This window comes from Xanthomonas sp. NCPPB 3218 (assembly GCF_056725185.1).
Genome location: NZ_CM161516.1, coordinates 119,271 through 145,141, shown reverse-complemented (window position 1 = coordinate 145,141; position 25,871 = coordinate 119,271). Strand labels below are relative to the sequence as shown.

The following is a 25,871-nucleotide window of genomic DNA, read 5'->3' as shown; positions in this document are numbered from 1 at the left end:
CGCATCATGGGCCTCGCCCGGCGCGTTTGGCGCCGGCTAGAATGACACCGATGGTCATCCTGACGCGCGACGGTTCCCCCACACCGTGACGCACCACACAGCCGAGGTAATTGCCGCATGAGTCGTGCCCGTATCCTGTGCTTTGGAGAGTTGTTGCTGCGCCTGGGGGCGCCTGGTCACGAGCTGCTGCTGCAGCAACCGCGGCTGGACGTGCATTGCGGTGGGGCCGAGGCCAATGTCGGCGTGTCGCTGGCGCATTTCGGCCATGACGTGGCCATGGTCAGCACGGTGGCGGACAACCCGCTGGGGGCGGCGGTGCTGGGCGAGTTGCGCCGCCATGACGTGGACACGCGGCATGTGCGGCGGGTGGACGGGCGCATGGGGCTGTACTTCCTGACCACCGGCGCGATCCACCGCCCCAGCGAAGTGGTCTACGACCGCGCCGACTCGGCGTTTGCGCTGGCCCCGGCCGACGCCTACGACTGGCCGGCCCTGCTGGACGGGGTGCAGTGGCTGCATCTGTCCGGGGTCAGCCCGGCACTGGGTGCGGACGTGGCGCAGGCCACGCTGGCGGCGGCACGCGCGGCGCGTGCGGCTGGGGTCAAGGTCTCGTTCGACGGCAATTACCGGCCCAAGCTATGGCAACGCTGGCAGGGCGATGCGCGCGGCATCCTGCACCAGCTGTTCGCCTGTGCGGACGTGGTGTTTGCCGACTACCGCGACATCGGCGTGGTGCTGGGCGGCGAGTTCCCGCAGGACACGCTGGAAGCGCGCGTGGAAGCGGCTGCGCAGCAGGCGTTTGCCGCATTCCCGCAGCTGCAGCTGATGGCCTGCACGCAGCGCGTGGCGCACAACGTGGACCACCACAGCCTGGGCGCACTGCTGGTGCCGCGCAGTGGCGCGGTGGCGCGCGCGCCCAGCGAGGAGCTGAGCCCGATCATCGACCGCATCGGCGGCGGCGACGCGTTTGCCGCCGGCGTGCTGCACGGCCTGATCGAAGGCTGGTCGCTGGACGACACGGTGCGCTTCGGCCTGGCGGCCGGCTGCCTGAAGCACTCGATTCCCGGCGATTTCAATCCGCTCTCGGTAGCCGATGTGCAGGCCTGCGTGGGGGATGCGCGGTTTGATGTGCGGCGCTGACGCGCTGGGAATCGGGAATCGGGATTGGGGAATCGTAAGAGCTTAAGAGCGCTGGCTTTCGGCGCTCTGTCCAGGCTTGTTGCTAACGGAGCGCGGTGCGCTCAGGGCTGATGCGCCCGTGGGCGGCGGGCAGGTGCTTGCTAGGTGTTGTTCGCTGCGCTCACGCGTTTCAGGCGGGCGCGCTGGTGCGTCGTTTGTTGGTGATCCATTTGAAGCCTGCGCTCAGCAGCACCACACACAGCGACGCCGGGACGCTGAAGAACAGCGTGATCAGCAAGGCGTGGTTCCAGGGCGGTGCAGAGCCGTCCTGCATCACCACGGCGCAGACGACGGCCGTGGTGATCAACAGATTGGCGATCGCCTGCAATGACCAGTGCAACCTGACGAAGCGCAGCAACACGGCACAGGCCACGCTGACCACAACGGCCAGCACCAGAAAGGCGATCAGTTTGTCCATTGGGGGCGGGGATTTGTGATTGGGGAGTGGGGATTCGTAACAGCGAGGGCAACCGGCATCGATTGCCGATTGTCCTTGCCGCAACGTATTTGGATCCAGCGAAGATCAGCGATGCAGCCACCCACCGCGCTTGCAAATCCCAAATCCCGATTCCCGAATCCCTGCTCTCAGCTCAGCTCGATGCAATCGAAGGTCACGTCCGTCTCCACATCGGCGTCGTAATCCACATCGTTGCGCTCGAAGCCGAACAGCTTGAGGAACTCGTGCTTGTAGCCGGCGTAGTCGGTGAGCTGGAACAGGTTCTCGGTGGTGACCTGCGGCCAGAGCGCCTTGCAGGCGTCCTGCACGTCGTCGCGCAGTTCCCAGTCGTCCAGGCGCAGGCGGTTTTCGGCGTCCACCTCGGCGGGCTGGCCATCTTCGCGATACAGGCGCTCGCGGAACAGGCGGTCGAGCTGCTCGATGGTGCCTTCGTGCAGGCCCTTTTCCTTCATGATCTTGTAGACCATGGAGATGTACAGCGGCATCACCGGGATCGCCGCGCTGGCCTGGGTGACCACCGACTTGAGCACCGCCACGTTGGCGCTGCCGCCGCGCTTGGCCAGGCGCGCGTTCAACCGCTGCGCGGTGTGGTCCAGATCGACCTTGGCCTTGCCCAGCGCGCCGTGCCAGTAGATCGGCCAGGTGATCTCGGTACCGATATAGCTGAAGGCCACGCTGCGCGCGCCGTCGGCGAGCACACCGGCGCCTTCCAGCGCATCGATCCACAGCTCCCAGTCCTGCCCGCCCATCACGGTGACGGTGTCTTCGATCTCCTGCGCGCTGGCCGGCTCGATCGAGGCCTGGATGATGGTGTCCTTGTTGGTGTCGATGGCGGTGGCGGTGTAGGTGTTGCCGATCGGCTTGAGCGCCGAGCGCTTCACTTCACCCGTGCCCGGCAGCTTGCGCACCGGCGAGGCCAGCGAATACACCACCAGGTCGACCTGGCCGCCCATCTCGGTCTTGATCAGCTCGATGACCTTCTCGCGTGCGGCATCGGAAAACGCATCGCCGTTGATCGACTTGCTGTACAGGCCCGCGGCCTTGGCGTGCTTGTCGAACGCGGCGGAGTTGTACCAGCCGGCGGTGCCGGCCTTGCTGGGGCTGCCGGGTTTTTCGAAGAACACGCCCAGCGTGTCGGCACCGAAGCCGAACGCGGCGGTGATGCGCGAGGCCAGGCCGTAGCCGCTGGATGCGCCGATCACCAGCACCTTCTTCGGGCCGTCGTTGCGGACGCCGCGCGCGCGCGTGGCCGCGATCTGCTCGAGCACATTGCGCTCGCAGCCAAGCGGATGCGTGGTGGTGCAGATGAAGCCGCGCACTTTGGGATGGATGATCAACGTGGACTCCTGGTCAGCAAGATGCTGGCGGCATCTTAATCGCTGGCCTGCTGGCGAAACAGCCTGAGGCGCACCACACGCCGCTGTATGGCGCTGCGTGAAGCCCGCTTGCAGCGCCAGGCATGCCGCACGACCGGGCATGCATCTTCCGCGCACGGACGCGAACGAACGGCGATCACCATCGATTTCCTGCGTCAGCGCCTGTGCTACTTTTGCGCCTGCCGTGCCGTGCCTGGCCGCGCCTGATGGCGATCGTCGAGGCTCCTCCCACCGTGCGACCGGTATCCGAGCGAATGTCTCTTCGAAGCGAGCGCGTCACGCAGCTGGGCTCCGTCCCGCGGTTTCGGCTTGGGCCCTTGCTGGTCGAGCCGGAACGGCTTGCGCTGATCGACGACGGCCAGACCATCGCGCTGGAACCGCGCATGATGGAAGTGCTGATCGCGCTGGCCGAACGGGCCGGCGAGGTGGTCAGCGCCGAGCAGTTGCTGATCGAGGTGTGGCACGGCAGCTTCTACGGCGACAACCCGGTGCACAAGACCATCGCCCAACTGCGCCGCAAGCTGGGCGACGACAGCCGCCAACCACGCTACATCGAAACCATCCGCAAGCGCGGGTACCGGCTGCTGCCCAAGGTGGTGTTTCCCGACGATTATCGCGGTGCGGTGATGGGCACGCAGGTGTGGGGACACGGCAGCCCGTACGTGGGGCTGCAGGCGTTCGATCCCGCACACGCCGAGGTCTTCTTCGGCCGCAGCCATGCGATTGCGCAGGTGCTGGGCGCGATGCGCGCGCAATTGCACAGCCAGCGCGGGCTGGTGCTGGTGAGCGGTGCCAGCGGCTGCGGCAAGACCTCGTTGCTGCGCGCCGGCGTGGTGCCGTTGCTGGCGCAGCCCGGCGGGCTGGATGGCCTGGAAGCCATTGCGGTGGCGTATTGCAACCTGGCGCAATGTCGTGGCGGCGATGTGCTCGACACGCTGGCGCGCGCACTCGGCGACTGGGCGGCCGGCGGGCGGGCGGTGTTTTCGCCGGCGCAGATGGCGGCGTTGCCCGAGTGGCTGCAGCGCCCTGCCCCGCTGCATGCGGCCATTGGCGAGGCGATGCGTCAACGCCCACCAGCGCGCGACAGCGCACAGACCCAGCGCCATCTGCTGCTGGTGATCGATCACGCAGAAGCGCTGGTGGCCACGCCCGGGATCACCGATGCCGACCGCGCCGCACTGGCCGCGGCCTTGCAGGCACTGTGCAGCAGCGCGCAGGTGGCGGTGCTGATGCTCACCCGCAGCGATTTCTACCCGCGCCTGATCGACGCCTTGCCGCAGATCGTCGAACTCAAACGCGGCGACGGGCATGTGGATCTGCTGGCGCCGCGCGATGGCGAGATCGGCCAGATCATCCGCGTGCCGGCGGCCATGGCCGGGCTGCGTTTCGAAGAGGACCGCGACAGCGCCAGCCGGCTGGACGATGTGCTGCGCGATGCCACCGCGCGCCAGCCCGATGCCCTGCCGTTGCTGCAGCATCTGCTGCATGCCTTGCACGCGCAACGCAGCGACGATGGCCTGCTGACCTTTGCCGCCTACCGCGCATTGGGCGGGCTGGAAGGCGCATTGGCGCACCATGCCGAACACACCTTCCGTGCCCTGCCGGCTGCCGCACAGGCGGCATTGGGCGAGGTGCTGAGCTTGCTGAGCGTGATCCATCCCGACAGCGATGCGGTGACCGCGCGGCGTGCGCTGTGGTCGGCGCTGCCGGCGCATGGCGCAGCGCGCGTGCTGGTGGATGCCTTCGTGCAGGCGCGCCTGTTCGTCAGCGAGCTGGTGGCCGGCGAGCCGGGGTTTGCGGTCGCGCACGAAGCCTTGCTGCGGCAATGGCCGCGCGCGGCCGAGTGGATCCACGAAAACCGCCGTCTGCTGCAGGCGCGCAAGCGGTTGCAGCTGGCCGCACAGCGCTGGGCTGCCGAAGGCCGGCGCAGCGATCACCTGCTCAACAGCGGGCGCCCGTTGAGCGAAGCGCGCGAGGCGGCGCGGCGCATGCCGCAGGATCTGGATGCGCTGGATCACGCGTTCCTGCATGCCTGCGAGCGCTCGCAACGCCGCCGCCGCGGCCTGTATGCAGCGGCGGCGACCTTGCTGGTGGTGCTGGCGAGCGCCTCGATGCTGCTGGGCTGGCAGGCGCGGCAAGCGCAGCAGGTGGCCGAACAACGGCGCGACCAGGCCCAGCAACTGGTGAGCTACATGCTGGGCGACCTGGCCGAGCAGTTGCGCACGGTGGGCAACCTCAAGCTGCTCGACAGCGTAGGCAGCCGCGCGCTGCGCTATCTGGAAGACCTGCCCAGCGCGAGCATGCAGACAGGCGATCTGATCAACCACGCCCGTGCGTTGCGCACCACCGGCGAGGTGCTGATGAACCAGGGCAAGCTGGACGAGGCGCAGGCGGCATTCACGCGTGCCGCCGCCACTGCCGAGCAGGCGCGTGCGCGTGCGCCGGCGTCCCTGGAGGCGCACGCCGAAACCGGGCAGACCGCGTATTGGCTGGGCGATCTTGCCTACCGGAGCAAGCAGTTGCCCGTGGCACAACGCTACTGGTCGCAATACCTGGCCGCCTGCGAACAGCTGGTGCGCGCCGCGCCGCAGGATCCGTACTGGCAACTGGAACTGTCCTACGCCCTCAACAACCTCGGCACACTGGCCAAGGAGCAAGGCCGGACAGGTGCGGCGATCGGCTTGTTTGCACGCTCGATCGCCCTCAAGCGCCAGTTGCTGGCGCGCACACCGGACAACGCGGCGCTGCGCTACGAGCTGGTGGACAGCCTGTCCTGGCTGAGCCTGACGCAGGAAATGCAGGGCTCGCTGGCCCCCGCCGAGCAGGGTTACCGCGAGCAGATCGCCATGCTGCGTGTGCTGGTCGACCACGATCCCGACGCGCATGCCTGGCGCAGGCGTCTGGCCGGCTCACTGATCCGCGTCTCCAACCTGGCGCTGGCGCGCGGCCAGCTGCACCAGGCGCAGACCGATGCGCAGGACAGCCTGCGCATGCTGCAGGCGCTGGTGGCCTTGCAGCCGGACAATGTCGCCTGGCGCCGCGATCTGGCGCATGCCGACGCCCAGATCGGCTGGATGGCCGCGCTGGACGGGCAGCCCGAACTGGCGGTGCGGCACCTCGAGCGCGCCCGCCAGACCATGGCCGGGTTGCTGACACAGGCGCAACCGCTGCCGGAGTGGCAGTGGCTGGACGCCATCATCGCGCTGCGCCTTGAGCGCGTGCAGCGCACGCGCGCGGGCAACCACGCCAATGGCCTGGCGCCGATCGTTGCGCAACTGGATGCCCTGCACCGCGCCAGGCCCGACGATCTGCTCGGCCTGGCCGCGCTGGCCCAGGCGCTGGTCTGGCAGGGCGAACAACAGGCCGCCGCCGGCGACGCAGCCGGCGCACGCGCGGCGTGGCAGCGCGCGGTGGCGGTGTTGGGCAAGGACATCGGCAACAGCCGCGACAAGAACCTGCTGGACCCATGGATTCGCGCACAGGTGCATCTGGGCCAGCGCAGCGCCGTTACGCAACAGCTCGGATGGCTGTATCACGCGGGCTACCGCCACCCGGGATTCGTCTCCCTCTATGCCCCGCTTTTCAAGGAACAGGACAGCTCATGACGGACTTCAAGATCAAGCTCACGGTGGCGCGGGTGGGATTCGGCGGCAACACCGGTGCCGGCGAGTATTTCTACAGCTTCGCCCCGGACCTGCTGATTGTGGACAAGCACGACAAGGCATCGACGCTGCACTATTACTTCGATGAAGACGTCGTCCCCCGGCATTTCAAGATCAGGAGCCTGCTGAGTTCCGATGCCTTGAAACAGATCGGGCAACCCACGATCAGCCCCGACGGCCGCAGCGTGCAGGTCACCAATGCCAATAGCGTCCCGACCCTGATCTTCCTGACCATCATCGTCGAGGACGAAAGCCGGAAGGACAAGAAGACCTGGTTCAGCTGTGATCCCCAGGTGGGCAACGATCCGCAGATCAACCCGCAGGAAACCCCGCCCCGGCCGTAAGCCCTGCGTCGACACCTGCCTGGCGGCTCGCCGCCAGGCGGTGTGTTGCTGCGGTGTGTTGCTGCGGTGCGTTGACGCAGTGCGTTGATGCAGTGCGTTGGCGCGGCATAGCGTGCGCATGCACGGGAATTGGGCCAGCGATGGCCAAGCCACTGCCGCAGGTACCTAAGGTCGACCTGCACACTGGACCAGTTGCCACGGAGGAGACTCCTGGCGGTCGCGATATATCGCGCTGCGAGCTGGCTGGCGTACGCGTTGCCGGGCGCTCCGGCCAACCGTCGATGGCGGCAGGCAGGCCTGCCGTGGTGTCGCCCGCGTCGCCTGGCGACGTTCTTACTTATCCCACACAGTCCCGCGCGCGTGGCTGGATGCCGGCCGGCGCGGCCGCCAGGCCGGTAGTGCAGTGCGGCGCCACCGGGTGCAGCCGGTCATCGCGCTCGGAGCCATTGCTGAAAGCCACCTTGAACTGGCCGCGGCTAGACCACGCGCCGGGTATGCCGGTGCCGATGCGATGGGTGCTGCCAACGCCGCGCCCTGCCCATGACCGACAGGCCGGGCCCGGGCTGCAACCGCCCTGGTCGGTGTGGACGGACAAGCTGTCGCAGGTCCGTGCCGCCGCGCCCTGCGCGGTCAGGTCGCAAAGCGTCACGCCGACGCGCAGGTCGCGCTCGGTTGGCGACTGGGTGTGCAGTGCGGCCTGGACCCAGGCGATCGGCAAGTCGGCCTGGGTGGGCGCCGCCCAGGCGCTGGTGGACAGCACGACGATCAACACGAACAGATACCGGACCAGGCGCATGACGGACTCCGCAGCGGACCGGAGCGCGGCGCGTCCCCGAGCGACCTCGGTGGCCGCCGGACGACCTTCCCGCCGGGCCGCCCACACGACCTGACGGCAACCTTACGGTTGTTGCCCAATCCTGCCGAAGCCGGGAAATTCCTTATGAAACAATGGCATGCAATCTGACCAGATCGCGTCATGCACCATGGTGGCGATGTGTCCGAGCGTTGCGCCAATTCCCGCATCCGGCAGTGACAGCTCCGCGGAGCCACCGCCCTTAGGCTGGGAGGACCGCCCTTCGACTGAGCCGAATGGGCCAACGCCAGCACCGACAACAGCGAACCCGGCCAGCGAAGGGCAGACGCCAAGCGCTCCGAGCTGACCGCCGGCTCTTCCTTCTCCCTGCGGAAGAAGGTGCCCGCAGGGGCGGATGAGGGTACGGGCGAAGCCTCGTGCCATCTCATCCCAGGAGCGGCTCTGCCCCATACCCTCACCCCCCGCTCCCGCTCCCGCTCCTGCTCCTGCTCCTGCTCCTGCGATTCCCGATTCCCGATTCCTGAGTCCGCTCTGACCAATCCCCACTCCCGACTCCCCAATCCCCGCCCTCAAATCACCCGCAACGTGATCGCCTTCAACACCGCCCTTGTGCGGTCGCGGGTGCCGAGCTTTTCCAGGATGGTGGAGACGTAGTTCTTTACCGTGCCTTCGGCCAGGAACAGGGTCCGGGCGATCTCCTTGTTGGAATAGCCGCCGGCGAGCAGGCGCAGGATCGCCACCTCGCGCTCGCTGAAGGTCTCGCGCGGGGGCTGCTGGTCGCGGAACTGGTAGCGCGCCCGCACCGGGTCGGTGCTGACCGGCTGCAGCAGGGTCTCGCCGTGGGCCACCCGCTCGATCGCCTCGCGCAGGTCTTCCGGGGCGGCGTCCTTGAGCAGGAAGCCCTGCGCGCCGGCCTCGGTGGCGCGCAGCAGCAGGTCGCTGTCGTCGAAGGTGGTCAGTAGCAGTACGGGGGTGCGGTCGCCGCGGGCGCGCAGTTGCTGCAGCGCCTGGATGCCGTCCACGCCGGGCATGCGGATGTCGCTGAGCACCACGTCCACGGTGGTGCTGACCAGCGCGTCCAGCAGGCCCTGGCCGTCGTCGGCCTCGCAGACCACCTCCACGCCCTGTTGCTGCAACAGCGCGCGCAGGCCGGCGCGGACCAGGATCTGGTCGTCGGCCAGCGCGATGCGATGGGCACTCATGCAGGTAGCCTCGCCATCAGGTGCATGCCGCCAGTGGGCGTGCGGCCAAGCTCAAGCTGCCCGTGCAGGGCGGCCAGGCGTTCGCGCATGCCGGTGATGCCGTTGCCTTCGCGGATGCGCTCGGCGCGGCGGCCATCGTCGCAGATGTCCACCTGCAGCTGCGCGCCCGCGCACTGCAGGTGCACCGCGACCTCGTTGGCGTCGGCATGCCGCACCGCGTTGGTCAGCGCCTCCTGCACCAGCCGCAACAGCAGCTCGGCCACGCGGGCATCGGTGATGCGCACGGCCGGGTCGATCTGCAGGCGCAGCGCCGGGCGTGGGAACGGTGCGGCCAGCGCGCGCAAGGCGGTCTGCAGGTCCAGGCCCTGATCGTCGCGCAGCGACTGCACCACGTTGCGGATGTCCGACAATAGTTCGGCCGACAGCTGCTCCACCACCGCGACCTCGTCGCGCCGCGCCAGCACCGGGTCGGCACCGAGCAGGCGCAGGTTGATGCGCATGGCGGTGAGCTTGTGCCCGGCCACATCGTGCAACTCGCGCGCCAGGCGCAGGCGCTCGGCATCGCGCGCGCTGTCGGCCAGCAGCGCGCGGGTGGCCAGCAGGTCGGCATTGACGTAGGCCAGCGCATCGCGCGCGCGCTCGGCGCTGCGCGCGTAATGCGCGGTCAGCGCGGCGAAGGCCTGGAAACCGGCGTAGATGCCGACGATCAACCACGGGCGCTCGAACCCGGCCTGCACCAGCAGCGCATACATGCCCGCGTTCAATGCCAGCGCCAGCAACAGCACGCGCACCGGCGGCCAGGTCATGCCCGCCTGCGCCACCAGCATGACCAGCAGCACCGGGGCGGTGCCGGCACGCGGCTCCATCCACACCAGCAGCAAGGCCAGGACCGCCTGCAGCAGCGTGGCGGCAGTGCGCAAGGCATGCAGCGACGGCAACACGGTGTGCAGCAGGAACAAGGCGGTGAAGCCGGCCAGCACGCCCCAGCGCCAGGCGCCCTGCGGTGACGCATCGGGCATGAACGACAACGCCACCGCCGCAATGGTGAACGCACCGGCCAGCCGCAGCGGATGCGAGAGATGACTCAGGGAAGAATGCATGCGGCGATGCTGACGGCCGCGCGGCCACTCGGCAATGGTGCGCGTGCAGAAAGTGACTTCCGGCAGGTGCGATCGATGACCTGCGGCCCCTGCGATCCATGCGGCGCGTGCACACACTGGCATCACCAGCCCACCCATCGCCACGGAATCACGCCATGTCCGCTTCCAGTCTGTTTCTTGCGCTCAATCTGTTATGGGGCGGCTACGAACTGCTGCTCAGTCGCCGCCGTGCCGGCGACGGTGGCGCGCACGACCAGGGCACGCTGCAGCAGCTGTGGCGCGTGTTGTCTGTGGCGGTGGCCATTGCGGTGGCGCTGGCCTATAGCGGGCTGGCTCGCTGGCCGCAGGGTTGGGGCGCGCCGCTGCAATGGGCCGGCTGCGCCTTGATCGGCAGTGGGCTGGCGTTGCGCGTGTGGGCCATCCAGGTGCTGGCGCGCTGGTTCACGGTGGATGTGACCATCCAGCCCGATCACCAGCTGGTGCGCAGCGGCCCATACCGCTGGCTGCGTCACCCGTCCTATACCGGCGCGCTGATGGCGTTCTACGGGCTGGCGCTGGGCATGGGCAATGGGTTGTCGGTGGCGGCGATCGTGGTGCCGGTGACCTGGGTCTTCCTGCACCGCATCCGTATCGAAGAGGCCGCGTTGCAGCGTGCGTTTCCGGTTGCCTACCCGGCCTATGCCGCGCAGAGCCGGCGCCTGCTGCCGCTGGTGTGGTAAGAGTTGATAAGGCTGCGGCGCAGCACCACTGCGCTGGGCCTTGCCGGGCTTGCGTCCTGCAGATCGCGCAGCAGTCCATCCGCCACACCGATGGTCTTACACTCAGCGGCTACCCTGCCGCTGCCGTTCGTCTTCGATGATCATTTCCGCCGCTTCCGACTACCGTGCCGCCGCGCAGGCGCGCCTGCCGCCGTTCCTGTTCCACTACATCGATGGCGGGGCGTACGCCGAGCACACCTTGCGGCGCAATGTCGCGGATCTGGCCGATATCGCGCTGCGCCAGCGGGTGCTGCGCAATATGTCGGACCTGAGCCTGGGCACCGAGCTGTTCGGCGAGACGCTGGCGATGCCGGTGGCGTTGGCGCCGGTCGGGCTGACCGGCATGTACGCGCGGCGTGGCGAAGTGCAGGCCGCGCGCGCGGCGGCCGCACGCGGGATCCCGTTTACGTTGTCCACGGTGTCGGTGTGCCCGATCGAGGAAGTGGCGCCGGCGATCACGCGGCCGATGTGGTTCCAGCTGTACGTGCTCAAGGACCGCGGCTTCATGCGCAACGCGCTGGAGCGCGCCAAGGCCGCCGGGGTGACCACGCTGGTGTTCACCGTGGACATGCCGACGCCGGGCGCGCGCTACCGCGATGCGCACTCGGGCATGAGCGGGCCCAACGCGTCGCTGCGGCGCATGCTGCAGGCGGTGACGCATCCGCGCTGGGCCTGGGACGTGGGCCTGCTGGGTCGCCCGCACGATCTGGGCAATATCTCGACCTACCGCGGCAGCCCGACCGGCCTGCAGGACTACATCGGCTGGCTGGGCGCCAACTTCGACCCGTCCATCGCCTGGAAAGACCTGGAATGGATCCGCGAGTTCTGGACCGGGCCGATGGTGATCAAGGGCATCCTGGACCCGGACGATGCGCGCGATGCGGTGCGCTTCGGCGCCGACGGCATCGTGGTGTCCAACCATGGCGGCCGCCAGCTCGACGGCGTGCTGTCCAGCGCGCGCGCATTGCCGGCCATTGCCGATGCGGTGAAGGGGCAGCTGAAGATCCTGGCCGACTCGGGCATCCGCAGCGGCCTGGACGTGGTGCGCATGCTGGCGCTGGGCGCCGACGCGGTGCTGCTGGGGCGCGCGTTCGTCTATGCGCTGGCGGCCGGCGGCCAGGCCGGCGTGGAGAATCTGCTGACCCTGATCGAGCGCGAGATGCGCGTGGCGATGACCCTGACCGGCACCCATTCGATTGCCGAGATCAGCAGCGATGCGTTGAGCCGGGTGACGCGGGAGAACGCGGTCTCGCCTTGATGGGATTCGGGATTCGGGATTTGGGATTTGGGATGCGTTGGTAGCTGAGAGCGGGTGATCTGCGACTTGGCTGCAGGGCCCTTGCCCGCCCACCCTCGCAGGACACGCCGCAAGTACGTCCATGTAGGCTCTTACGCGGCATCCATGCCGCGTAAGGTCCCGCGACGGTGGGCGGGCAAGGACCTGTCGAGATGGTCGGTGTGCTTGGTCAGGCTGTGTGCGTGATGCGTGTCTGATCGAATGAACGTAGCGAGCAGTCGTCGGGTCGGTGCGGGCTGCGCGCAGGACCCGCGATGTGCGCGTTACATGCCGGCTCCGAGCATCGACTGCGCCCGCCTGGTGGCGGCGCAGTCGTCTTGTTGGCTGCTCTTAGTGGTTGTCGTCGCCGGTGGGCAGGTATTGCTGCAACGCCAGCACCGATTCCCAGGGATCTGCACGCTGACGCCTGGCCCGTTGCAATGCCTTGTCCATCGGGAAGGCGTCCGGGCCGCTGATCTTGCCGAGTTCTTCCCAGCGCAGCGGCACGGCGACGGTAGCCTTTTCGCGCGCGCGCAGCGACCACGAACACACGCTGGTATTGCCGCGCCCATTGCGCAGCCAGTCGACGAAGATCACGCCGTGGCGCTTGGCCTTGCTCATGGTGGCCACGTAGCGGTCCGGCGCGTGCGTTGCCAGCGCCTGGGCGAAGGCCTCGCAGAAATCGCGCGCCTGCTCCCAGTCCGCTTCCGGCACGATCGGCACCACCACGTGCAGGCCCTTGCCGCCGGACAGGCGCACCGCGCTCTCCAGGCCGGCACTGCGCAGCTTGGCGCGGATGTCGCGCGCAGCCGCCACCACGTCGGCCCAGGACACCCCGTCGCCGGGGTCCAGGTCGAACACCAGCCGGTCCGGATGCTCCGCATCGTCGACCTGCGCGCCCCAGGGATGCAGCTCCAGCGTGTTCATCTGCACCAGCTCAAGCAGGCCGGCGGCATCTTCGACGTAGATGTAGTCCTCGGTGCCGCTCTTCTGCTGCAGCGGAATCGCCTTGATATGCGTGCCCAGGTGGCGGCCTTCGTGCTTCTGGAAGAAGCAGTCGCCGCCGGCACCATCGGGGCAGCGCAGCAGCGACAAGGGGCGGCGTGCGATCTCTGCCAGCACCAGCGGCGCCACTGCGCGGTAATAGTCGGCCACATCGCCCTTGCTGATGCCCGCTGCGGGAAACACCACCCGCTCGGGATGGGTGATGGTGATGCCGTCCGTGGACGTGGCGGTGGATTTGGACGCGGTGGATCTCGATGCAGTGGACTTTGATGTGGTGGATTTGGATGCTGAAGCCTTCGAGGTCGCAGTCGTCTTCGATGCCGTCGACCGCACGCGCTTGCTGGCGGTGCTGGTGGATGGGTCGACCGTCGTTCTCGACGTTTTTTTACTCGCCGCCTTGCGCGCAGGCGCAGTGGCCGTGGTCGCAGCACTGCCTTTACCTGCAGCACGCGCCTTGCCCGGCGCGGCGCGGTCGCCGCCCAACTCGCTCATGGGTTTGTCCTCGCGCAGACGCTTGAATGCGGCCTGCCGCAGCAGGCCTTCCTTCGCCCAGCCGCGGAAGGCGACCTCGGCGATCAAGACCGGCCGTACCCAATGCACATCGCGTGGCCGCCCGGGAATGTGCGTCGGCAATTCCAGCGTGGCAGTGTCGCTGTGCAGCGCCTGCAACAGCGCGGTGATCTTGCCGAGCAAGGCATCGTCGAAGCCGGTGCCCACACGCCCGACATAACGCAGCGTCTTGCCCTCGCGTTGCGCCATCAGCAAGGCGCCGAAGCCGCTGCGCGCGCCCTTGGGGTCGGTGTAGCCCACCACCACGAACTCGTCGCTGTCTTCGTGCTTGGTCTTGACCCAATCGGCACTGCGCCCTTCGCGATACCGCGCATCGGCGAGCTTGCTGACGATGCCTTCCCAGCCGGTGCCGGCGCTGGCCGCAAAGACCTCCGGGCCGTGGCCGATCACATGGTCGCTAAACGCCAGCGTGCCCGGCACATCGCCCAGCACGTCGTGCAGCAACTGCTTGCGTTGCAGCAGCGGGGTGTCGCGCAGATCCACTCCGGCCACGCCGAGCAGGTCGAACACGATGTAGCGCAGCGGCTGCGTGACGCTGCCATCGAGCGCGCGTTGCAATGCCGAGAAATCGCTGCGCCCCTGCGCATCCAGCACCACCAGCTCGCCATCCAGGCGCGCATCGCGCACCGGCAGGGCCTGTACTGCGCGCACCACGTCCGGGAAGCGCTGTGTCCAGGCCTGGTCGTTGCGCGAGCGCAGCTGCACCTGGCCATCGACCATGTCGGCCAGCAGGCGGTAGCCGTCCCACTTGATCTCGTGCAACCAGCGCTCGCCATCCGGCGCCTGCTCGCGCAGCAAGGTCAGTTGCGCGCGCAGCTCGGTTGGGCATGGCGCATCGCGCGCGCCGTCCAGCGCCAGGGCGCGGGTACGCCATTGCCGGGCGTCCGCACGCGCCGGGCGCGCGCGTTTGCCGGCTGCAGTTGTCTCGGCGCTCGCCGTTGCTGCCGGCGCACGCCGCGCCCGGCTAGCCTTGGCACGGGTTGCCGGCGCCACTGCAGCCGATGCGCCAGCGGCCTGCTGCGCCACCAGCGCATCGGCATCCAGATCTGCGGCGTACGCATCGCTGCGCTTGAACAGCAGCCATTGCGGTTTGCCGCCGCGCATCTGCGTGCGCACCAATGCAAAACCGCCGCGCAGCAACTTGCCCTGTAGTTCGAACTCCAGCTTGCCGGCTTCCAGTGCCGCCAACGCATCGCCTTCGCACTGCCAATGCCCGTGGTCGAACACGTCCACATGCCCGGCGCCGTAATGGCCCTGCGGAATATCACCCTGGAAGCTGGCGTACGACAGCGGGTGGTCCTCCACCTGAACCGCCAGGCGCTTTTCGCCCACGCGCAACGATGGGCCCTTCGGCACGGCCCAACTCTTGAGCACGCCGTCGGCTTCCAGACGGAAGTCGTAATGGCGCGAGCTGGCGTGGTGCAACTGCACGACAAAGATCGGCTGCTTGCTGGCGCGCGCCGGCGTGTCGCCGGCCGGCTCCGGGGTCTGGTCGAAGCGGCGCTTGGCGTTGTAATCGTGCAATGACATGGGCGGGGCCTAGCCGGCCTTGCGGCGCGGCGCCGCCTTGCTGGCGGTGGTCTTGGTGGCCTTGGTGGCCTTCGCCGCGGTCTTCTTGGTGGCCTTCTTGGCCACTTTCTTGGTGGCGGTCTTTTTGGCCGACCCGGTTGCCGGCGCGCTGCTCTTCTTGGCCGGCGTGCGCGTATTGGCCTGCAGGCTCTTCTGCAGCAGCGACATGAAGTCGACCACGTTGGTGCTGGCGTCTTCGTGCTGCGGCGGCTCGACATCCACGGTGGTGGTGCCGCCCTTGGCCTGGATGCGCTTGCGCAGGATCTGCTCGAGCTTGCCGCGGAACTCGTCGTGGTAATCCTCCGGCTGCCAGGTGCCTGACATCGACTCGATCAGCTGCTTGGCCATCTCCTGTTCCTTGGGCGTGATGCGGTACTCGCCCACCGCGCCGGCCGGCAGCTTGAAGTCCTGCGGGTCCACCACTTCCTGCTGGTAGCGCAGCAGCAGCAGGATCAATGCATCGCCCTGCGGCATCACCGCGGCCAGGTATTCGCGCGTGCGGATGACCACCTTGGCAATGCCCACCTTGCCGGTGTCGCGCAGGGTCTCGCGCAGCAGCACATAGCCTTTTTCGGCCTTCTTGCCCGGCACCAGGATGTAAGGCTTTTCGAAATAACGCGGGTCGATATCGGCGGCGTCGACAAAGGTTTCCACCTCCACGGTTTCGTGGCTTTCCGGCGAGGCCGAGCGGATGTCCTGCTCTTCGACGATGACATAGCTGCCCTTGTCGTACTCGAACGCCTTGACGATCTCCTTCCACGGCACCTCATCGCCGGTGTCGGCGTTGACGCGCTCGAAGCGGATCGGCTTCTTGTCGCGCGAATCGAGCATGCGGAAATGCAGATCCACCTTGCGCTCGCCCGACATCAACGACACCGGCACATTGAGCAAGCCGAACGAGAGCGTTCCGGTCCAGATCGGTCGTGCCATCGGCGTGTGACTCCGGGTGTTGTGTGAGTTGACCCATAGCTGTAGCGCGGCCACCGTGATCCATGCGTGAGCCGTGCGTCTGCAGCAGCCACTGCGTCCCCTTCACTAGGCGCGCGGTGAACTGCGCATCCATCCCCATGACCAGGAGCACCGCATGTCCCGCGACCCACTGCGCGACCAACCGACCCAGCCGGGCGAACAGCACGGCAAGCGCGATGCCGAACACTATGAAGACCGCGGTGCCGGCGATGCGCCCGACACGCTGGTTCCTGCCGATGGCGACACCCCGGCCAAGACGCCGGGCACCGCGCCGTCGACCGTGGCAGACCGCTGAAACCAGCCGGCTGATTCCCCGCCCGGCAGCACCGCCAGGCGGGCGAGGGTTACGCCCGGCCTGCCCGCTGCAGCTGGGCAAATTCCTCATCGGCAAACAGGCGCGAGCGCACCAGGAAGCGCACGCCCTCGCCGTTTTCCAGCGAGAACATGCCACCGCGCCCCGGCACCACATCGATGATCAGCTGGGTGTGCTTCCAGTATTCGAACTGCGAGGGGCTGATGTAGAACGGCGCGCCGCCGATCTCGCCCAGCAGCACGTCGCGGTCGCCGACGATGAAGTCGCCCACCGGGAAACACATCGGCGAGGAGCCATCGCAGCAGCCGCCGGATTGATGGAACAGCACATCGCCGTGGCGTGCGCGCAGCGTATCGATCAGCTGCAACGCCGCCAGCGTGGCCATCACCTGCAAGGGTGGGTCTGTCTGCGTAGTGGTGCCCTGCATCGTCTGCCTCCTGCGGCGCGGTCAGGCCGCCATGTCGAGCACGATACGCCCCTCGATCGTTCCGGCGTGCATGCGCGCGAACACCTCGTTGATGTTGTCCAGGGTGTCGGTGGCCACGGTCGCCGCGACCTTGCCCTGCTCGGCGAAGGCCAGCGACTCCTGCAGGTCCAGCCGGGTGCCGACGATCGAGCCGCGCACGGTCACGCCATTGAGCACCATGCCGAAGATGTCCAGCGGGAACTGGCCAGGTGGCAGGCCGTTGAGCGACACCGTGCCGCCACGCCGCACCATGCCGATCGCCTGCTCGAACGCCTTGGGCGATACCGCGGTGACCAACGCGCCGTGTGCGCCGCCGATTTCCTTCTTGAGGTAGGCCACCGGATCGGTGGTGCGCGCATTGACCGTCACCGTGGCGCCCAGGCGCCTGGCCAGTGCCAGCTTGGCGTCGTCCACATCCACGGCGGCCACGTTCAGTCCCATCGCCTTGGCATATTGCACTGCCATGTGGCCGAGCCCGCCGATGCCGGAAATCACCACCCACTGGCCCGGCTTGGTATCGGTGACCTTCAATCCCTTGTAGACGGTGACGCCTGCGCACAGGATCGGCGCGACCTCGACAAACCCCAGGGTGGCGGGCAGATGCCCGACGTAATCGGCATTGGCCAGCGCGTACTGCGCAAAGCCGCCGTTGACCGAGTAGCCGCTGTTCTGCTGCGCCTCGCACAGGGTTTCCCAGCCGCCCAGGCAGTGCTCGCAATGCCCGCAGGCCGAGTACAGCCAGGGAATACCCACCCGGTCGCCTTCCTTGATGTGACGCACGCCCGCACCCACCGCCACCACATAGCCCACGCCTTCATGGCCGGGGATGAACGGAGGGTTCGGCTTGACCGGCCAGTCCCCCTGCGCGGCGTGCAGATCGGTGTGGCAGACCCCGCAGGCCTGGATTTTGACCAGCAGATCGCCGGCCTGGGGCCGCGGCACCTGCACTTCCTCGATCACCAGTGGTGCGCCGAACTGGCGCACCACTGCGGCTTTCATTGTCGTGTCCATGCTGCACTCCGCACTGATAGTGCGGCCCACCCTAGGCGCCTTGAGGACGCCGTGCCTTGATCGAGGTCAATTCGCGCGTGCGCGGTTCATGAACAGCCGGTGCAGCGGCCCGGCGTTCCTGTGCCCGATCCATCACGCATTGCAGTCGAGCAGTAGCAGGCCTACGCATCAGAAAAACCCTAGCGCCTTCGGCGAATAGCTCACCAGCAGGTTCTTGGTCTGCTGGTAATGGTCGAGCATCATCTTGTGATTCTCGCGGCCGATGCCCGACTGCTTGTAGCCGCCGAACGCGGCATGCGCCGGGTAGGCGTGGTAGCAGTTGGTCCACACGCGCCCGGCCTGGATCGCGCGGCCCATCCGGTACAGGCGCGACGCATCGCGGCTCCACACACCGGCACCCAGGCCGTACAGCGTGTCGTTGGCGATCGCCAGCGCCTCGGCCTCGTCCTTGAAGGTGGTCACCGACACCACCGGCCCGAAGATTTCTTCCTGGAACACGCGCATCTTGTTGTGGCCCTTGAACACCGTCGGCTTGACGTAGAAGCCCTCGGCCAGCTCGCCATCGAGCGTATTGCGCTCGCCGCCGATCAACACCTGCGCGCCCTCCTGCTTGCCGATGTCGATATAGGACAGGATCTTTTCCAGCTGCTCGCTGGAGGCCTGCGCGCCGACCATGGTGTTGGGATCGAGCGGGTTGCCCTGCTTGATCGCGGCCACGCGTGCCAGCGCCTTTTCCATGAACCTGTCGTAGATCGATTCCTGGATCAGCGCGCGCGAGGGGCAGGTGCACACCTCGCCCTGGTTGAAGGCGAACAGCACGAAGCCTTCCACCGCCTTGTCGAGAAAATCGTCGTCTTCGGCCATGACATCGGCAAAGAAGATGTTCGGCGACTTGCCGCCCAGCTCCAGCGTCACCGGGATCAGGTTCTGGCTGGCGTATTGCATGATCAGCCGGCCGGTGGTGGTTTCGCCGGTGAAGGCGATCTTGGCGATACGCGGGTTGCTGGCCAGCGGCTTGCCGGCCTCAAGCCCGAAGCCGTTGACCACGTTGAGCACGCCCGGCGGCAACAGGTCGCCGATCACCTCCATCAACACCAGGATCGAGGCCGGGGTCTGCTCGGCCGGCTTCATCACCACGCAGTTGCCGGCGGCCAGCGCCGGTGCCAGCTTCCAGCACGCCATCAGCAGCGGGAAGTTCCACGGAATGATCTGCCCGACCACGCCGAGCGGTTCGTGGAAGTGATAGGCGATGGTGTCGCTGTCGATCTCGGAGATACCACCTTCCTGCGCGCGGATGGCGCCGGCGAAATAGCGGAAGTGATCCACGCACAGCGGCACATCGGCATTGAGCGTCTCGCGCACCGGCTTGCCGTTGTCCCAGGTCTCGGCATAGGCGAGCAGCTCCAGATTCTGTTCGATGCGGTCGGCGATCCTGAGCAGCACATTGGAGCGCTCGGTGGTGGAAGTCTTGCCCCAGGCGTCCTTGGCCGCATGCGCCGCATCCAGTGCGGCTTCGATGTCCTGCGCGTTGGAGCGCGCGATCGAGGTGAACACCTTGCCGTTGATCGGCGTGGTGTTGTCGAAGTACTGGCCGCTGTGCGGCGCCACCCACTGGCCGCCGATGAAGTTGTCATAACGCGGTTTGAAGATGGACTGCGGGTCGGTGTTGAGCGGTTTTGCAGAGGCAAGCGCGTTCATCATGGTCTCCTGCGGAGGTGGTCCGATGCGCACGTGTATACCCGCGCGAGCGCTAGCGCAATGTCATGTCATGCGCTGTTGCGCTGCGTCATTGCAGCGCAGCCGTGTTTCCCCGTGCCGTGGTGGACGTTGCGCTGCAGCGCATCATTGCGTGCACGCGGCAAGGGCTCCGCAACCAGGCGCCGGATCGGCCGCCGTGCACCAGCACGCATCGCACAACCATCAAATCCAGACGTCGTTGTCTGCGGTGTATGCACCGCCCGCATCGCCGGTATTGACCACACCGCGCGGCTCGACCAGCAGCACGCTGCATTCGTGCTCCGCCGCCGGGCGGTGTTCGACCCCCTTGGGCACCACGTGCATCTGCCCGGCCGACAGCGCCACCACGCCGTCGCGAAACTCGATGGTCATGTTGCCGTCCAGCACGATGAACACCTCGTCCGTGTCCGCATGCTGATGCCACACGAACGCACCTTGCAGCTTGACCAGTTTGAACTGGTAGTCGTTCATTTCCGCGACGACACGCGGGGACCAGTGCTGCGACAGCAGGGCGAGCTTGTCGCTGAAATCGATCGGGGCGTAGCGCGTGTTCAACGGAAACATCCTTGTGCAGGGAGTGCGCTTGCAAGCTTAGTGCATCGCATCACCGGCAGTCACCGCTGCATCAATGCGGCGCATTGCAGCCGCGCGTGGCGAACAGCGCAAGCGGTTTGCCCGGCGCGATGGGTTCATGCGCGCGCGTTGCGGGCGTCTGACGCGCGCCACGCCCGCACCGCTGCGATGACCTGCGCACCGTGGCTGGCGCTGGCATCACGCGCGGCAAAATCGTGCGGCCGCCATTGCACCTGTGCGGCCAGCCGTGCGCAGGCGGCATGCCCGTCTGCCAGCACGTCGGCCTGCTCTTTTGCGTTCAACGCCAGCAGAAGCGAGAAGCCGGTGGCCGAGATCGTGCAGTTGATGTCCAGCCAGTAGCGATTGTCCGCACGCAGCAGAAACCAGTCTGCGGGGGCGTGATCGATGACGATCATGGTGGGGCCTGGTGTGGTGGTCAGTGGCGTGTCGATGGCAGACCGTGCGTTGGCGGGATGGCTTTGTCGCGCCCGGGGGCGCTCCTACGGGCGGTGCGCGTTGTTGAATGCGTACCGCCTGCGGCCGGATCAGCCGCCGAAATCACGCTGCAGGCCGAGCGTTTGTTGGAGCGCATCGCCGTGACGACGCGCGCATTGGCGGGACGGCTTTGTCGCGCCCGGGGGCGCTCCTACGGGCGGTGCGTATTGTTGAATGCGCACCGCCTGCGGGTAGCTCAGCCGCCGAAATCCCATTGCAGGCCCACCGTGTAGGTGCGGTCCGGACCGGGTTCGTAATAGCGCCCGTTGCCGTCGTTGACGATCACCGAGCCGATGTAGTGCCGGTCCAGCGCATTGTCGATGCGGGCGAAGGTGCGTAGCCCACCCAGCGTGGTGGTCCAGCGCCGGGAGGCTTCCAGGTTGACCAGCGCGTAGCCGGGCGCACGCTCGCTGGCCAGGTCGTTGACCACGGTGGCGTCGGAGGCCACCGTTTCTGCGGCGAACTGCCATTGCGCCGGCTGCCACTGCCAGCGCGCGAACAGCTGCTGGCGCGGCACGCCCGGCAGGCGCGCGCCGCTGGCCACCGGTGCGGTGGGCGTGGCGCAGCCGCTGCTGGCGCAGGTGAGGTAGCCATCGCGCACGGTGGCATCGACGAAGGTGTAGGACAGCTGCAGCTGCTGGGTGGTGCCCACCGGTTGATTCCAGCTCAGCTCCGCGCCCTGGCGGCGGGTGGCACCGATGTTGCGATAGGTGCTGCGCCCATTGGTGTTGCTGGCCACGGCCAGTTCGTCGTCGGTGTCGGCGCGGAACAGCGCCACTTCCACCGCTGCGCCGCTCTGCGCGCGCCACTTGCTGCCGATCTCATAATTGCGGCTGGTCGCCGCGCCCAGATCCAGCGCCAGCCCGGCGCCGCCGTCGCTGCGATAACCCAGCTCGTTGAAGGTGGGCGTTTCGAAACCGCGCCCGACCGAGGCGTAGAAACGCAGGTCCTCGGCGGCACGGAACACGATGCCGGCCACCGGCGTGGTTGCCGAATAATCGCGCTGGCCGCTGTCGTCGGGATTGCGCCCGAGGATGTAGTGATCGTCCGAGTCGAAGCGCACCTGACTATGCCGCACGCCCAACAAGGCCGACCAGCGGTCGCTCCACTGCCACCACGCCTGCGCAAACTGGTCCACGTTCTCGACCTGGTCGCGCTGGTTGCGGCGCAGCGCGCCCTTGACGCCCAGCGTATCGCCAACAAAGTTTTCGTAACCGGTGCGGTGCTGGCGCTGGCGATCGACGTTCGCGCCCACGGTCAGCTGCAACGGCCGGCCCAGCGCCTCGCCCTGCCAGGCCCAGCGCGCATCGGCGCCTTCGTAATTGCTGTCCAGATCGATCACCCCGCCCGAATGCAGCGGGTTGCGCTGCACCGCCACCGGGATCGCCAGGAACTGCTCCACGCTGCGCTGCCCGCCGTAGGCCATCAGCCGCAGCGTCTGGCTGTCGAACTGCTGGGTGAAGATGGCGCCGGCCTGCGACTGGCGCACCGACTTGCGGGTGTTGAACTGGGTGGCCACCGCCGTGGCCTGCGCCGGGTCGGCATTGAACTGCGCGCGGGTCAGGCCGAGCGGGTCCTGCGCGTCGGGTGCGTCCAGATAGTTGAGCACCAGGTCCAGCCGGCGGCCCCCGGCCAGATCGAAGCCGAGCTTGGCGTTGACCGAATCGCGCTTTGCGCGGCTATGGGCGCGGAAACCGTCGGTTTCGAAATGATTGGCGGCCAGGTTGTAGTGCACCGCGCCCTGCTGGCCGAGCAATTGCGCACCCACGTTGACGGTGGCATTGCTGCCGTAGGTGGCGCGCAGCCGCCACGGGTCGCCCGGCGCGCCGTCAGCGCTCCACAGCTGCAGCACGCCGCCGGAGGAGTTGCCGTACAGCGCCGAAAACGGGCCGCGCAGCACTTCCACCCGCTCGGCGCCCAGCACGTTGAAGTGCGAGAGCTGGCCCTGGCCATCGGGCATGCTGGCCGGGATGCCGTCGACCAGCAGGCGCACGCCGCGCACGCCGAAGGTGGAGCGCGCACCGAAGCCGCGGATCGACAGCTGGGTGTCCTGCGCGTAGTTCTGGCGATCGCGCGCCACCAGGCCGGGGATGCCGTCCAGCAGTTCGGAGACCTGCGCGCCGCGGCGGTTGTCGGCATCGGCCGCCACCACGGTGAAGGAGGCCGGCAGGTCGAAGTCGTCCACCCCGCGCACGCGCGCGGCGTCCACCTGCACGGTGGGCAATCGCTGGATCGGCGTGGAGGCGGGCGGCGCCGGATCGGCGGCCAGGACGGGCGGCGCGGCGCTCGTGGCGAACAGGCCGCAGGCGGCGGCCAACAAGGTAAGTCTGGGCATGGGCGTAGTGTCCCTCATCCGTACTGTGGCCGCATCGTTGCGTACGGAACGAAGCATGCTACGCCGGCCATGGGCTGCTACGATGAAGTGGTTTGGCCCAGCCGCGGCCGAGCATCCCGGAAGTCCCTCACTCTTTCGTCCTTCAGCGAGTCATGCCGTGTCCTTCTTTGCAAACGTGGAACAGGTTCCAGGCGACCCCATCCTGGGCCTGACCGAGGCCTACAACGCCGACAGCCGCCCCAACAAGGTCAACCTGGGCGTGGGCATCTATTACGACGAAAACGGGCGCATCCCGCTGTTGCGCGCCGTGCACAAGATCGAGCAGCAGCTCGCGCTGGACGCCAAACCGCGCGGCTACCTGCCCATCGACGGCCTGGCCGCCTACGACAAGGCCACCCAGGAGCTGCTGTTCGGCGCCGAGTCGGCGCTGGTGGCCTCCGGCCGCGTGGCGACCTCGCAGACCGTCGGCGGCAGCGGCGCCTTGCGCGTGGGCGCGGACCTGCTCAAGAAACTGCTGCCCACCTCCACCATCGCCATCAGCAACCCGAGCTGGGAAAACCATCGCGCAGTGTTCGGCGCGGCCGGCTTCGAGGTCGTGGACTACACCTATTTCGATGCCGCCAGCCATGGGCTGAACTTCGACGGCATGCTTGCCGATCTGGCAAAACTCGAACCGGGCACGGTGGTGCTGCTGCACGCCTGCTGCCACAACCCGACCGGCGCGGACCTGAGCAAGGAGCAGTGGAAGCAGGTTGCCGGGCTGTTGAAGGAACGCAACCTGTTCCCGTTCGTCGACATCGCCTACCAGGGCTTCGACAAGGGCATCGAGGCCGATGCGTATGCGGTGCGCCTGCTCGCTGCCGAAGGCATCGACAGCTACGTGGTCGCCAGCTCGTACTCCAAGTCGTTCTCGCTGTATGGCGAGCGCGTGGGCGCGCTGTCGGTGGTCTCGGCCACTGCGGCCGAAGCCAAGGCCGTGCAATCGCAGGTCAAGCGCATCATCCGCACGATCTACTCCAGCCCGTCCACGCATGGCGCCGCCCTGGTGGCCGGCGTGCTGACCAGCCCGGAGCTGCGCGATCTGTGGGAGCAGGAGCTGACCGAGATGCGCGAGCGCATCCACGCCCTACGCGCGGGCCTGGTGGCCAAGCTGGACACATTAGGCGCGCCGGAGTTTGCGTTCATCCAGCGCCAGGCCGGCATGTTCTCGTACTCGGGCCTGACCAGGACCCAGGTGGATCGCCTGCGCGAGGAATTCGCGATCTACGCCGTCGGCACCGGCCGTATCTGCGTGGCCGCGTTGAGCCAGCGCAACCTGGACTACGTGGCACAGGCCGTGGCGACCGTCAGCCGGATGTAAGCGAGCGCATCGCGATCGGCCGACGCGGCCGACGCCGGCAAACCGGGAGCGCGCCAGCCTCCCGGTTTTTTTATGCGTGTTCGCCGCTCCTGCGCGTGTGCAGAGCTGCGCCAAGACCGCGTGGTACATGTCGGCAACCCCAGTCTTGGGCACCACATTCGCGCATGTTCGATCAGGTTTGCTGCAAAACGCGCATCCAGTGATCGAAATCTAACGGCGCAATGGCGACAATGGCGGACCACTTCCTACACAGGCTGCCCGCTCCCATGTCGCGTCCCTCGCTGACCCGCTTCCTGATCGAAGAGCAACACGCCGGCCGTATCGACCCGGAATTGCGCCAGCTGATCACCATCGTCTCGCGCGCCTGCAAGCGCATTTCCATCGCCGTGAGCAAGGGCGCCCTGGGCGGCGTGCTCGGCGATGCCGGCACCGGCAACGTGCAGGGCGAGGCGCAGAAGAAGCTCGACGTGCTCAGCAACGACATCCTGCTCGAAGCCAATGCCTGGGGCGGCCACCTGGCTGCGTGCGCGTCGGAAGAAATGGATCACAGCCAGCCGGTGCCCGACCAGTACCCCAGCGGCGATTTTCTGCTGCTGTTCGATCCGCTGGATGGCAGCTCCAACATCGACGTCAACGTCTCGGTGGGCACCATCTTCTCGGTGCTGCGCGCGCCCAAGGGCACCGAAAAGCCCGGCGACGAGCACTTCCTGCAGCCGGGCACCCAGCAGGTCGCCGCCGGCTACTGCATCTACGGCCCCAGCACGATGCTGGTGCTCACGCTCGGCCACGGCACCCACGCCTTTACCCTGGAGCGCGAGGAAGGCAGCTTCCTGCTGACCCAGGCCAACATGCGCGTGCCCGAAGACACCGCCGAATACGCCATCAACATGTCCAACCAGCGCCACTGGGAGCCGGCCATGCAGTCCTATGTCAGCGACCTGCTGGCCGGCAAGGACGGCACCCGCGGCAAGGACTTCAACATGCGCTGGATTGCCAGCATGGTCGCCGACGTGCACCGCATCCTCACCCGCGGCGGCATCTTCATCTACCCCTGGGACAAGAAGGACGCGTCCAAGCCGGGCAAGCTGCGCCTGATGTACGAGGCCAACCCGATGAGCATGCTGGTGGAACAGGCCGGCGGCGCGGCTACCACCGGGCGCGAGCGCATCCTGGACCTCCAGCCGACACAGCTGCATCAGCGCGTGCCGGTGTTCTTGGGGTCGAAGAACGAAGTGAACGAGGCCACGCGCTATCACGTGGAGTTCGACAAGGCGCAGGGCTGAACTTTCGACGCAAGCCA

At 67.5% G+C, this 25,871-nt stretch carries 21 protein-coding genes; 8 read left to right on the top strand and 13 right to left on the bottom strand.

Annotated elements, in window-relative coordinates; translation table 11 throughout:
- Positions 1-117 precede the first annotated feature (117 nt).
- Complete coding sequence (locus AC1PLS_RS00615; RefSeq protein WP_039515512.1) at positions 118-1,140, top strand: sugar kinase; 1,023 nt, start codon at positions 118-120, stop codon at positions 1,138-1,140.
- 169 nt (positions 1,141-1,309) lie between these two features.
- On the opposite strand, the gene AC1PLS_RS00610 is transcribed toward AC1PLS_RS00615, so the two are convergent.
- Together AC1PLS_RS00610 and fabV are read right to left on the bottom strand one after the other, a co-directional pair.
- On the bottom strand, positions 1,310-1,597 hold the full coding sequence (locus AC1PLS_RS00610; protein WP_481104074.1) for a hypothetical protein: 288 nt from the start codon (positions 1,595-1,597) through the stop codon (positions 1,310-1,312).
- A gap of 167 nt (positions 1,598-1,764) precedes the next feature.
- Positions 1,765-2,973, bottom strand: a complete 1,209-nt coding sequence (gene fabV / locus AC1PLS_RS00605; protein WP_184432664.1) for an enoyl-ACP reductase FabV — start codon at positions 2,971-2,973, stop codon at positions 1,765-1,767.
- A gap of 293 nt (positions 2,974-3,266) precedes the next feature.
- On the opposite strand from fabV, the gene AC1PLS_RS00600 reads away from it, so the two are divergent.
- Complete coding sequence (locus AC1PLS_RS00600) at positions 3,267-6,617, top strand: nSTAND1 domain-containing NTPase (RefSeq protein ID WP_481104073.1); 3,351 nt, start codon at positions 3,267-3,269, stop codon at positions 6,615-6,617.
- Positions 6,614-7,018 carry a hypothetical protein gene (locus tag AC1PLS_RS00595; protein ID WP_024939867.1) on the top strand — a complete coding sequence of 135 codons (405 nt, stop codon included), beginning with the start codon at positions 6,614-6,616 and terminating at the stop codon, positions 7,016-7,018. The genes AC1PLS_RS00600 and AC1PLS_RS00595 overlap by 4 nt, the downstream gene beginning before the upstream one ends.
- A gap of 337 nt (positions 7,019-7,355) precedes the next feature.
- Here AC1PLS_RS00595 and AC1PLS_RS00590 read toward each other — a convergent pair whose 3' ends face one another.
- The 3 genes from AC1PLS_RS00590 to AC1PLS_RS00580 all read right to left on the bottom strand — a co-directional run bounded on the left by AC1PLS_RS00590 (position 7,356) and on the right by AC1PLS_RS00580 (position 10,230).
- Positions 7,356-7,814: a hypothetical protein gene (locus AC1PLS_RS00590; protein WP_481104072.1), complete on the bottom strand. Its 459-nt coding sequence runs from the start codon at positions 7,812-7,814 to the stop codon at positions 7,356-7,358.
- Between the two features lie 587 nt (positions 7,815-8,401).
- Complete coding sequence (locus AC1PLS_RS00585) at positions 8,402-9,034, bottom strand: response regulator transcription factor (RefSeq protein WP_024939865.1); 633 nt, start codon at positions 9,032-9,034, stop codon at positions 8,402-8,404.
- Positions 9,031-10,230: a sensor histidine kinase gene (locus AC1PLS_RS00580; RefSeq protein ID WP_167763563.1), complete on the bottom strand. Its 1,200-nt coding sequence runs from the start codon at positions 10,228-10,230 to the stop codon at positions 9,031-9,033. The genes AC1PLS_RS00585 and AC1PLS_RS00580 overlap by 4 nt, the downstream gene beginning before the upstream one ends.
- 59 nt (positions 10,231-10,289) lie before the next feature.
- On the opposite strand from AC1PLS_RS00580, the gene AC1PLS_RS00575 reads away from it, so the two are divergent.
- Both AC1PLS_RS00575 and lldD read left to right on the top strand, forming a co-directional pair.
- Entirely contained in the window at positions 10,290-10,853 is a 564-nt protein-coding gene (locus AC1PLS_RS00575; protein ID WP_481104071.1) for a methyltransferase family protein, read from the top strand.
- A 136-nt stretch (positions 10,854-10,989) separates the two neighbouring features.
- Entirely contained in the window at positions 10,990-12,150 is a 1,161-nt protein-coding gene (gene lldD, locus AC1PLS_RS00570) for an FMN-dependent L-lactate dehydrogenase LldD (protein ID WP_046345257.1), read from the top strand.
- A gap of 369 nt (positions 12,151-12,519) precedes the next feature.
- Here the strand turns inward: lldD and ligD are convergent, their stop codons facing one another.
- The gene (gene ligD / locus AC1PLS_RS00565; RefSeq protein ID WP_481104070.1) at positions 12,520-15,273 is read right to left on the bottom strand and encodes a DNA ligase D; all 2,754 of its coding nucleotides are present in this window, start codon (positions 15,271-15,273) and stop codon (positions 12,520-12,522) included.
- Between the two features lie 9 nt (positions 15,274-15,282).
- On the bottom strand, positions 15,283-16,242 hold the full coding sequence (gene ku / locus AC1PLS_RS00560) for a non-homologous end joining protein Ku (RefSeq protein WP_047129870.1): 960 nt from the start codon (positions 16,240-16,242) through the stop codon (positions 15,283-15,285).
- Positions 16,243-16,396: 154 nt separating this feature from the next.
- On the opposite strand from ku, the gene AC1PLS_RS00555 reads away from it, so the two are divergent.
- Positions 16,397-16,576: a hypothetical protein gene (locus AC1PLS_RS00555; protein ID WP_024940466.1), complete on the top strand. Its 180-nt coding sequence runs from the start codon at positions 16,397-16,399 to the stop codon at positions 16,574-16,576.
- Positions 16,577-16,625: 49 nt separating this feature from the next.
- Here the strand turns inward: AC1PLS_RS00555 and AC1PLS_RS00550 are convergent, their stop codons facing one another.
- From AC1PLS_RS00550 to AC1PLS_RS00525, 6 genes are all read right to left on the bottom strand, one after another.
- Positions 16,626-17,021, bottom strand: a complete 396-nt coding sequence (locus AC1PLS_RS00550; RefSeq protein ID WP_016902914.1) for a DUF779 domain-containing protein — start codon at positions 17,019-17,021, stop codon at positions 16,626-16,628.
- 21 nt (positions 17,022-17,042) lie between these two features.
- Positions 17,043-18,071 (bottom strand): alcohol dehydrogenase AdhP, encoded by a 1,029-nt coding sequence (gene adhP / locus AC1PLS_RS00545; protein WP_478203227.1) that lies wholly within the window; start codon positions 18,069-18,071, stop codon positions 17,043-17,045.
- Between the two features lie 168 nt (positions 18,072-18,239).
- Positions 18,240-19,769 carry an aldehyde dehydrogenase gene (gene adh, locus AC1PLS_RS00540; protein ID WP_102580204.1) on the bottom strand — a complete coding sequence of 510 codons (1,530 nt, stop codon included), beginning with the start codon at positions 19,767-19,769 and terminating at the stop codon, positions 18,240-18,242.
- A gap of 222 nt (positions 19,770-19,991) precedes the next feature.
- Positions 19,992-20,372: a cupin domain-containing protein gene (locus AC1PLS_RS00535; RefSeq protein ID WP_039517928.1), complete on the bottom strand. Its 381-nt coding sequence runs from the start codon at positions 20,370-20,372 to the stop codon at positions 19,992-19,994.
- Positions 20,373-20,497: 125 nt separating this feature from the next.
- Positions 20,498-20,797 carry a hypothetical protein gene (locus tag AC1PLS_RS00530; RefSeq protein ID WP_102255271.1) on the bottom strand — a complete coding sequence of 100 codons (300 nt, stop codon included), beginning with the start codon at positions 20,795-20,797 and terminating at the stop codon, positions 20,498-20,500.
- Positions 20,798-21,072: 275 nt separating this feature from the next.
- A complete protein-coding gene (locus tag AC1PLS_RS00525; protein WP_481104069.1) occupies positions 21,073-23,211 on the bottom strand; it encodes a TonB-dependent receptor family protein in 2,139 nt (712 codons plus the stop codon).
- Between the two features lie 157 nt (positions 23,212-23,368).
- On the opposite strand from AC1PLS_RS00525, the gene AC1PLS_RS00520 reads away from it, so the two are divergent.
- Both AC1PLS_RS00520 and AC1PLS_RS00515 read left to right on the top strand, forming a co-directional pair.
- Positions 23,369-24,571, top strand: coding sequence for an amino acid aminotransferase (locus tag AC1PLS_RS00520; RefSeq protein ID WP_024940473.1), 1,203 nt, complete (start codon positions 23,369-23,371; stop codon positions 24,569-24,571).
- 266 nt (positions 24,572-24,837) lie between these two features.
- Positions 24,838-25,854 (top strand): class 1 fructose-bisphosphatase, encoded by a 1,017-nt coding sequence (locus tag AC1PLS_RS00515; RefSeq protein ID WP_016903904.1) that lies wholly within the window; start codon positions 24,838-24,840, stop codon positions 25,852-25,854.
- The last annotated feature ends 17 nt before the right edge of the window (positions 25,855-25,871 follow it).

Coding starts and splice junctions, on each gene's coding strand:
- AC1PLS_RS00530 (WP_102255271.1), bottom strand. CDS start 20,797: ATGATCGTCATCGATCACGCCCCCGCAGACTGGTTTCTGCTGCGTGCG.
- AC1PLS_RS00525 (WP_481104069.1), bottom strand. CDS start 23,211: ATGCCCAGACTTACCTTGTTGGCCGCCGCCTGCGGCCTGTTCGCCACG.
- AC1PLS_RS00585 (WP_024939865.1), bottom strand. CDS start 9,034: ATGAGTGCCCATCGCATCGCGCTGGCCGACGACCAGATCCTGGTCCGC.
- ligD (WP_481104070.1), bottom strand. CDS start 15,273: ATGTCATTGCACGATTACAACGCCAAGCGCCGCTTCGACCAGACCCCG.
- AC1PLS_RS00590 (WP_481104072.1), bottom strand. CDS start 7,814: ATGCGCCTGGTCCGGTATCTGTTCGTGTTGATCGTCGTGCTGTCCACC.
- AC1PLS_RS00535 (WP_039517928.1), bottom strand. CDS start 20,372: ATGTTTCCGTTGAACACGCGCTACGCCCCGATCGATTTCAGCGACAAG.
- adhP (WP_478203227.1), bottom strand. CDS start 18,071: ATGGACACGACAATGAAAGCCGCAGTGGTGCGCCAGTTCGGCGCACCA.
- AC1PLS_RS00600 (WP_481104073.1), top strand. CDS start 3,267: ATGTCTCTTCGAAGCGAGCGCGTCACGCAGCTGGGCTCCGTCCCGCGG.
- ku (WP_047129870.1), bottom strand. CDS start 16,242: ATGGCACGACCGATCTGGACCGGAACGCTCTCGTTCGGCTTGCTCAAT.
- AC1PLS_RS00515 (WP_016903904.1), top strand. CDS start 24,838: ATGTCGCGTCCCTCGCTGACCCGCTTCCTGATCGAAGAGCAACACGCC.
- AC1PLS_RS00575 (WP_481104071.1), top strand. CDS start 10,290: ATGTCCGCTTCCAGTCTGTTTCTTGCGCTCAATCTGTTATGGGGCGGC.
- AC1PLS_RS00615 (WP_039515512.1), top strand. CDS start 118: ATGAGTCGTGCCCGTATCCTGTGCTTTGGAGAGTTGTTGCTGCGCCTG.
- AC1PLS_RS00610 (WP_481104074.1), bottom strand. CDS start 1,597: ATGGACAAACTGATCGCCTTTCTGGTGCTGGCCGTTGTGGTCAGCGTG.
- adh (WP_102580204.1), bottom strand. CDS start 19,769: ATGAACGCGCTTGCCTCTGCAAAACCGCTCAACACCGACCCGCAGTCC.
- AC1PLS_RS00550 (WP_016902914.1), bottom strand. CDS start 17,021: ATGCAGGGCACCACTACGCAGACAGACCCACCCTTGCAGGTGATGGCC.
- AC1PLS_RS00595 (WP_024939867.1), top strand. CDS start 6,614: ATGACGGACTTCAAGATCAAGCTCACGGTGGCGCGGGTGGGATTCGGC.
- AC1PLS_RS00555 (WP_024940466.1), top strand. CDS start 16,397: ATGTCCCGCGACCCACTGCGCGACCAACCGACCCAGCCGGGCGAACAG.
- lldD (WP_046345257.1), top strand. CDS start 10,990: ATGATCATTTCCGCCGCTTCCGACTACCGTGCCGCCGCGCAGGCGCGC.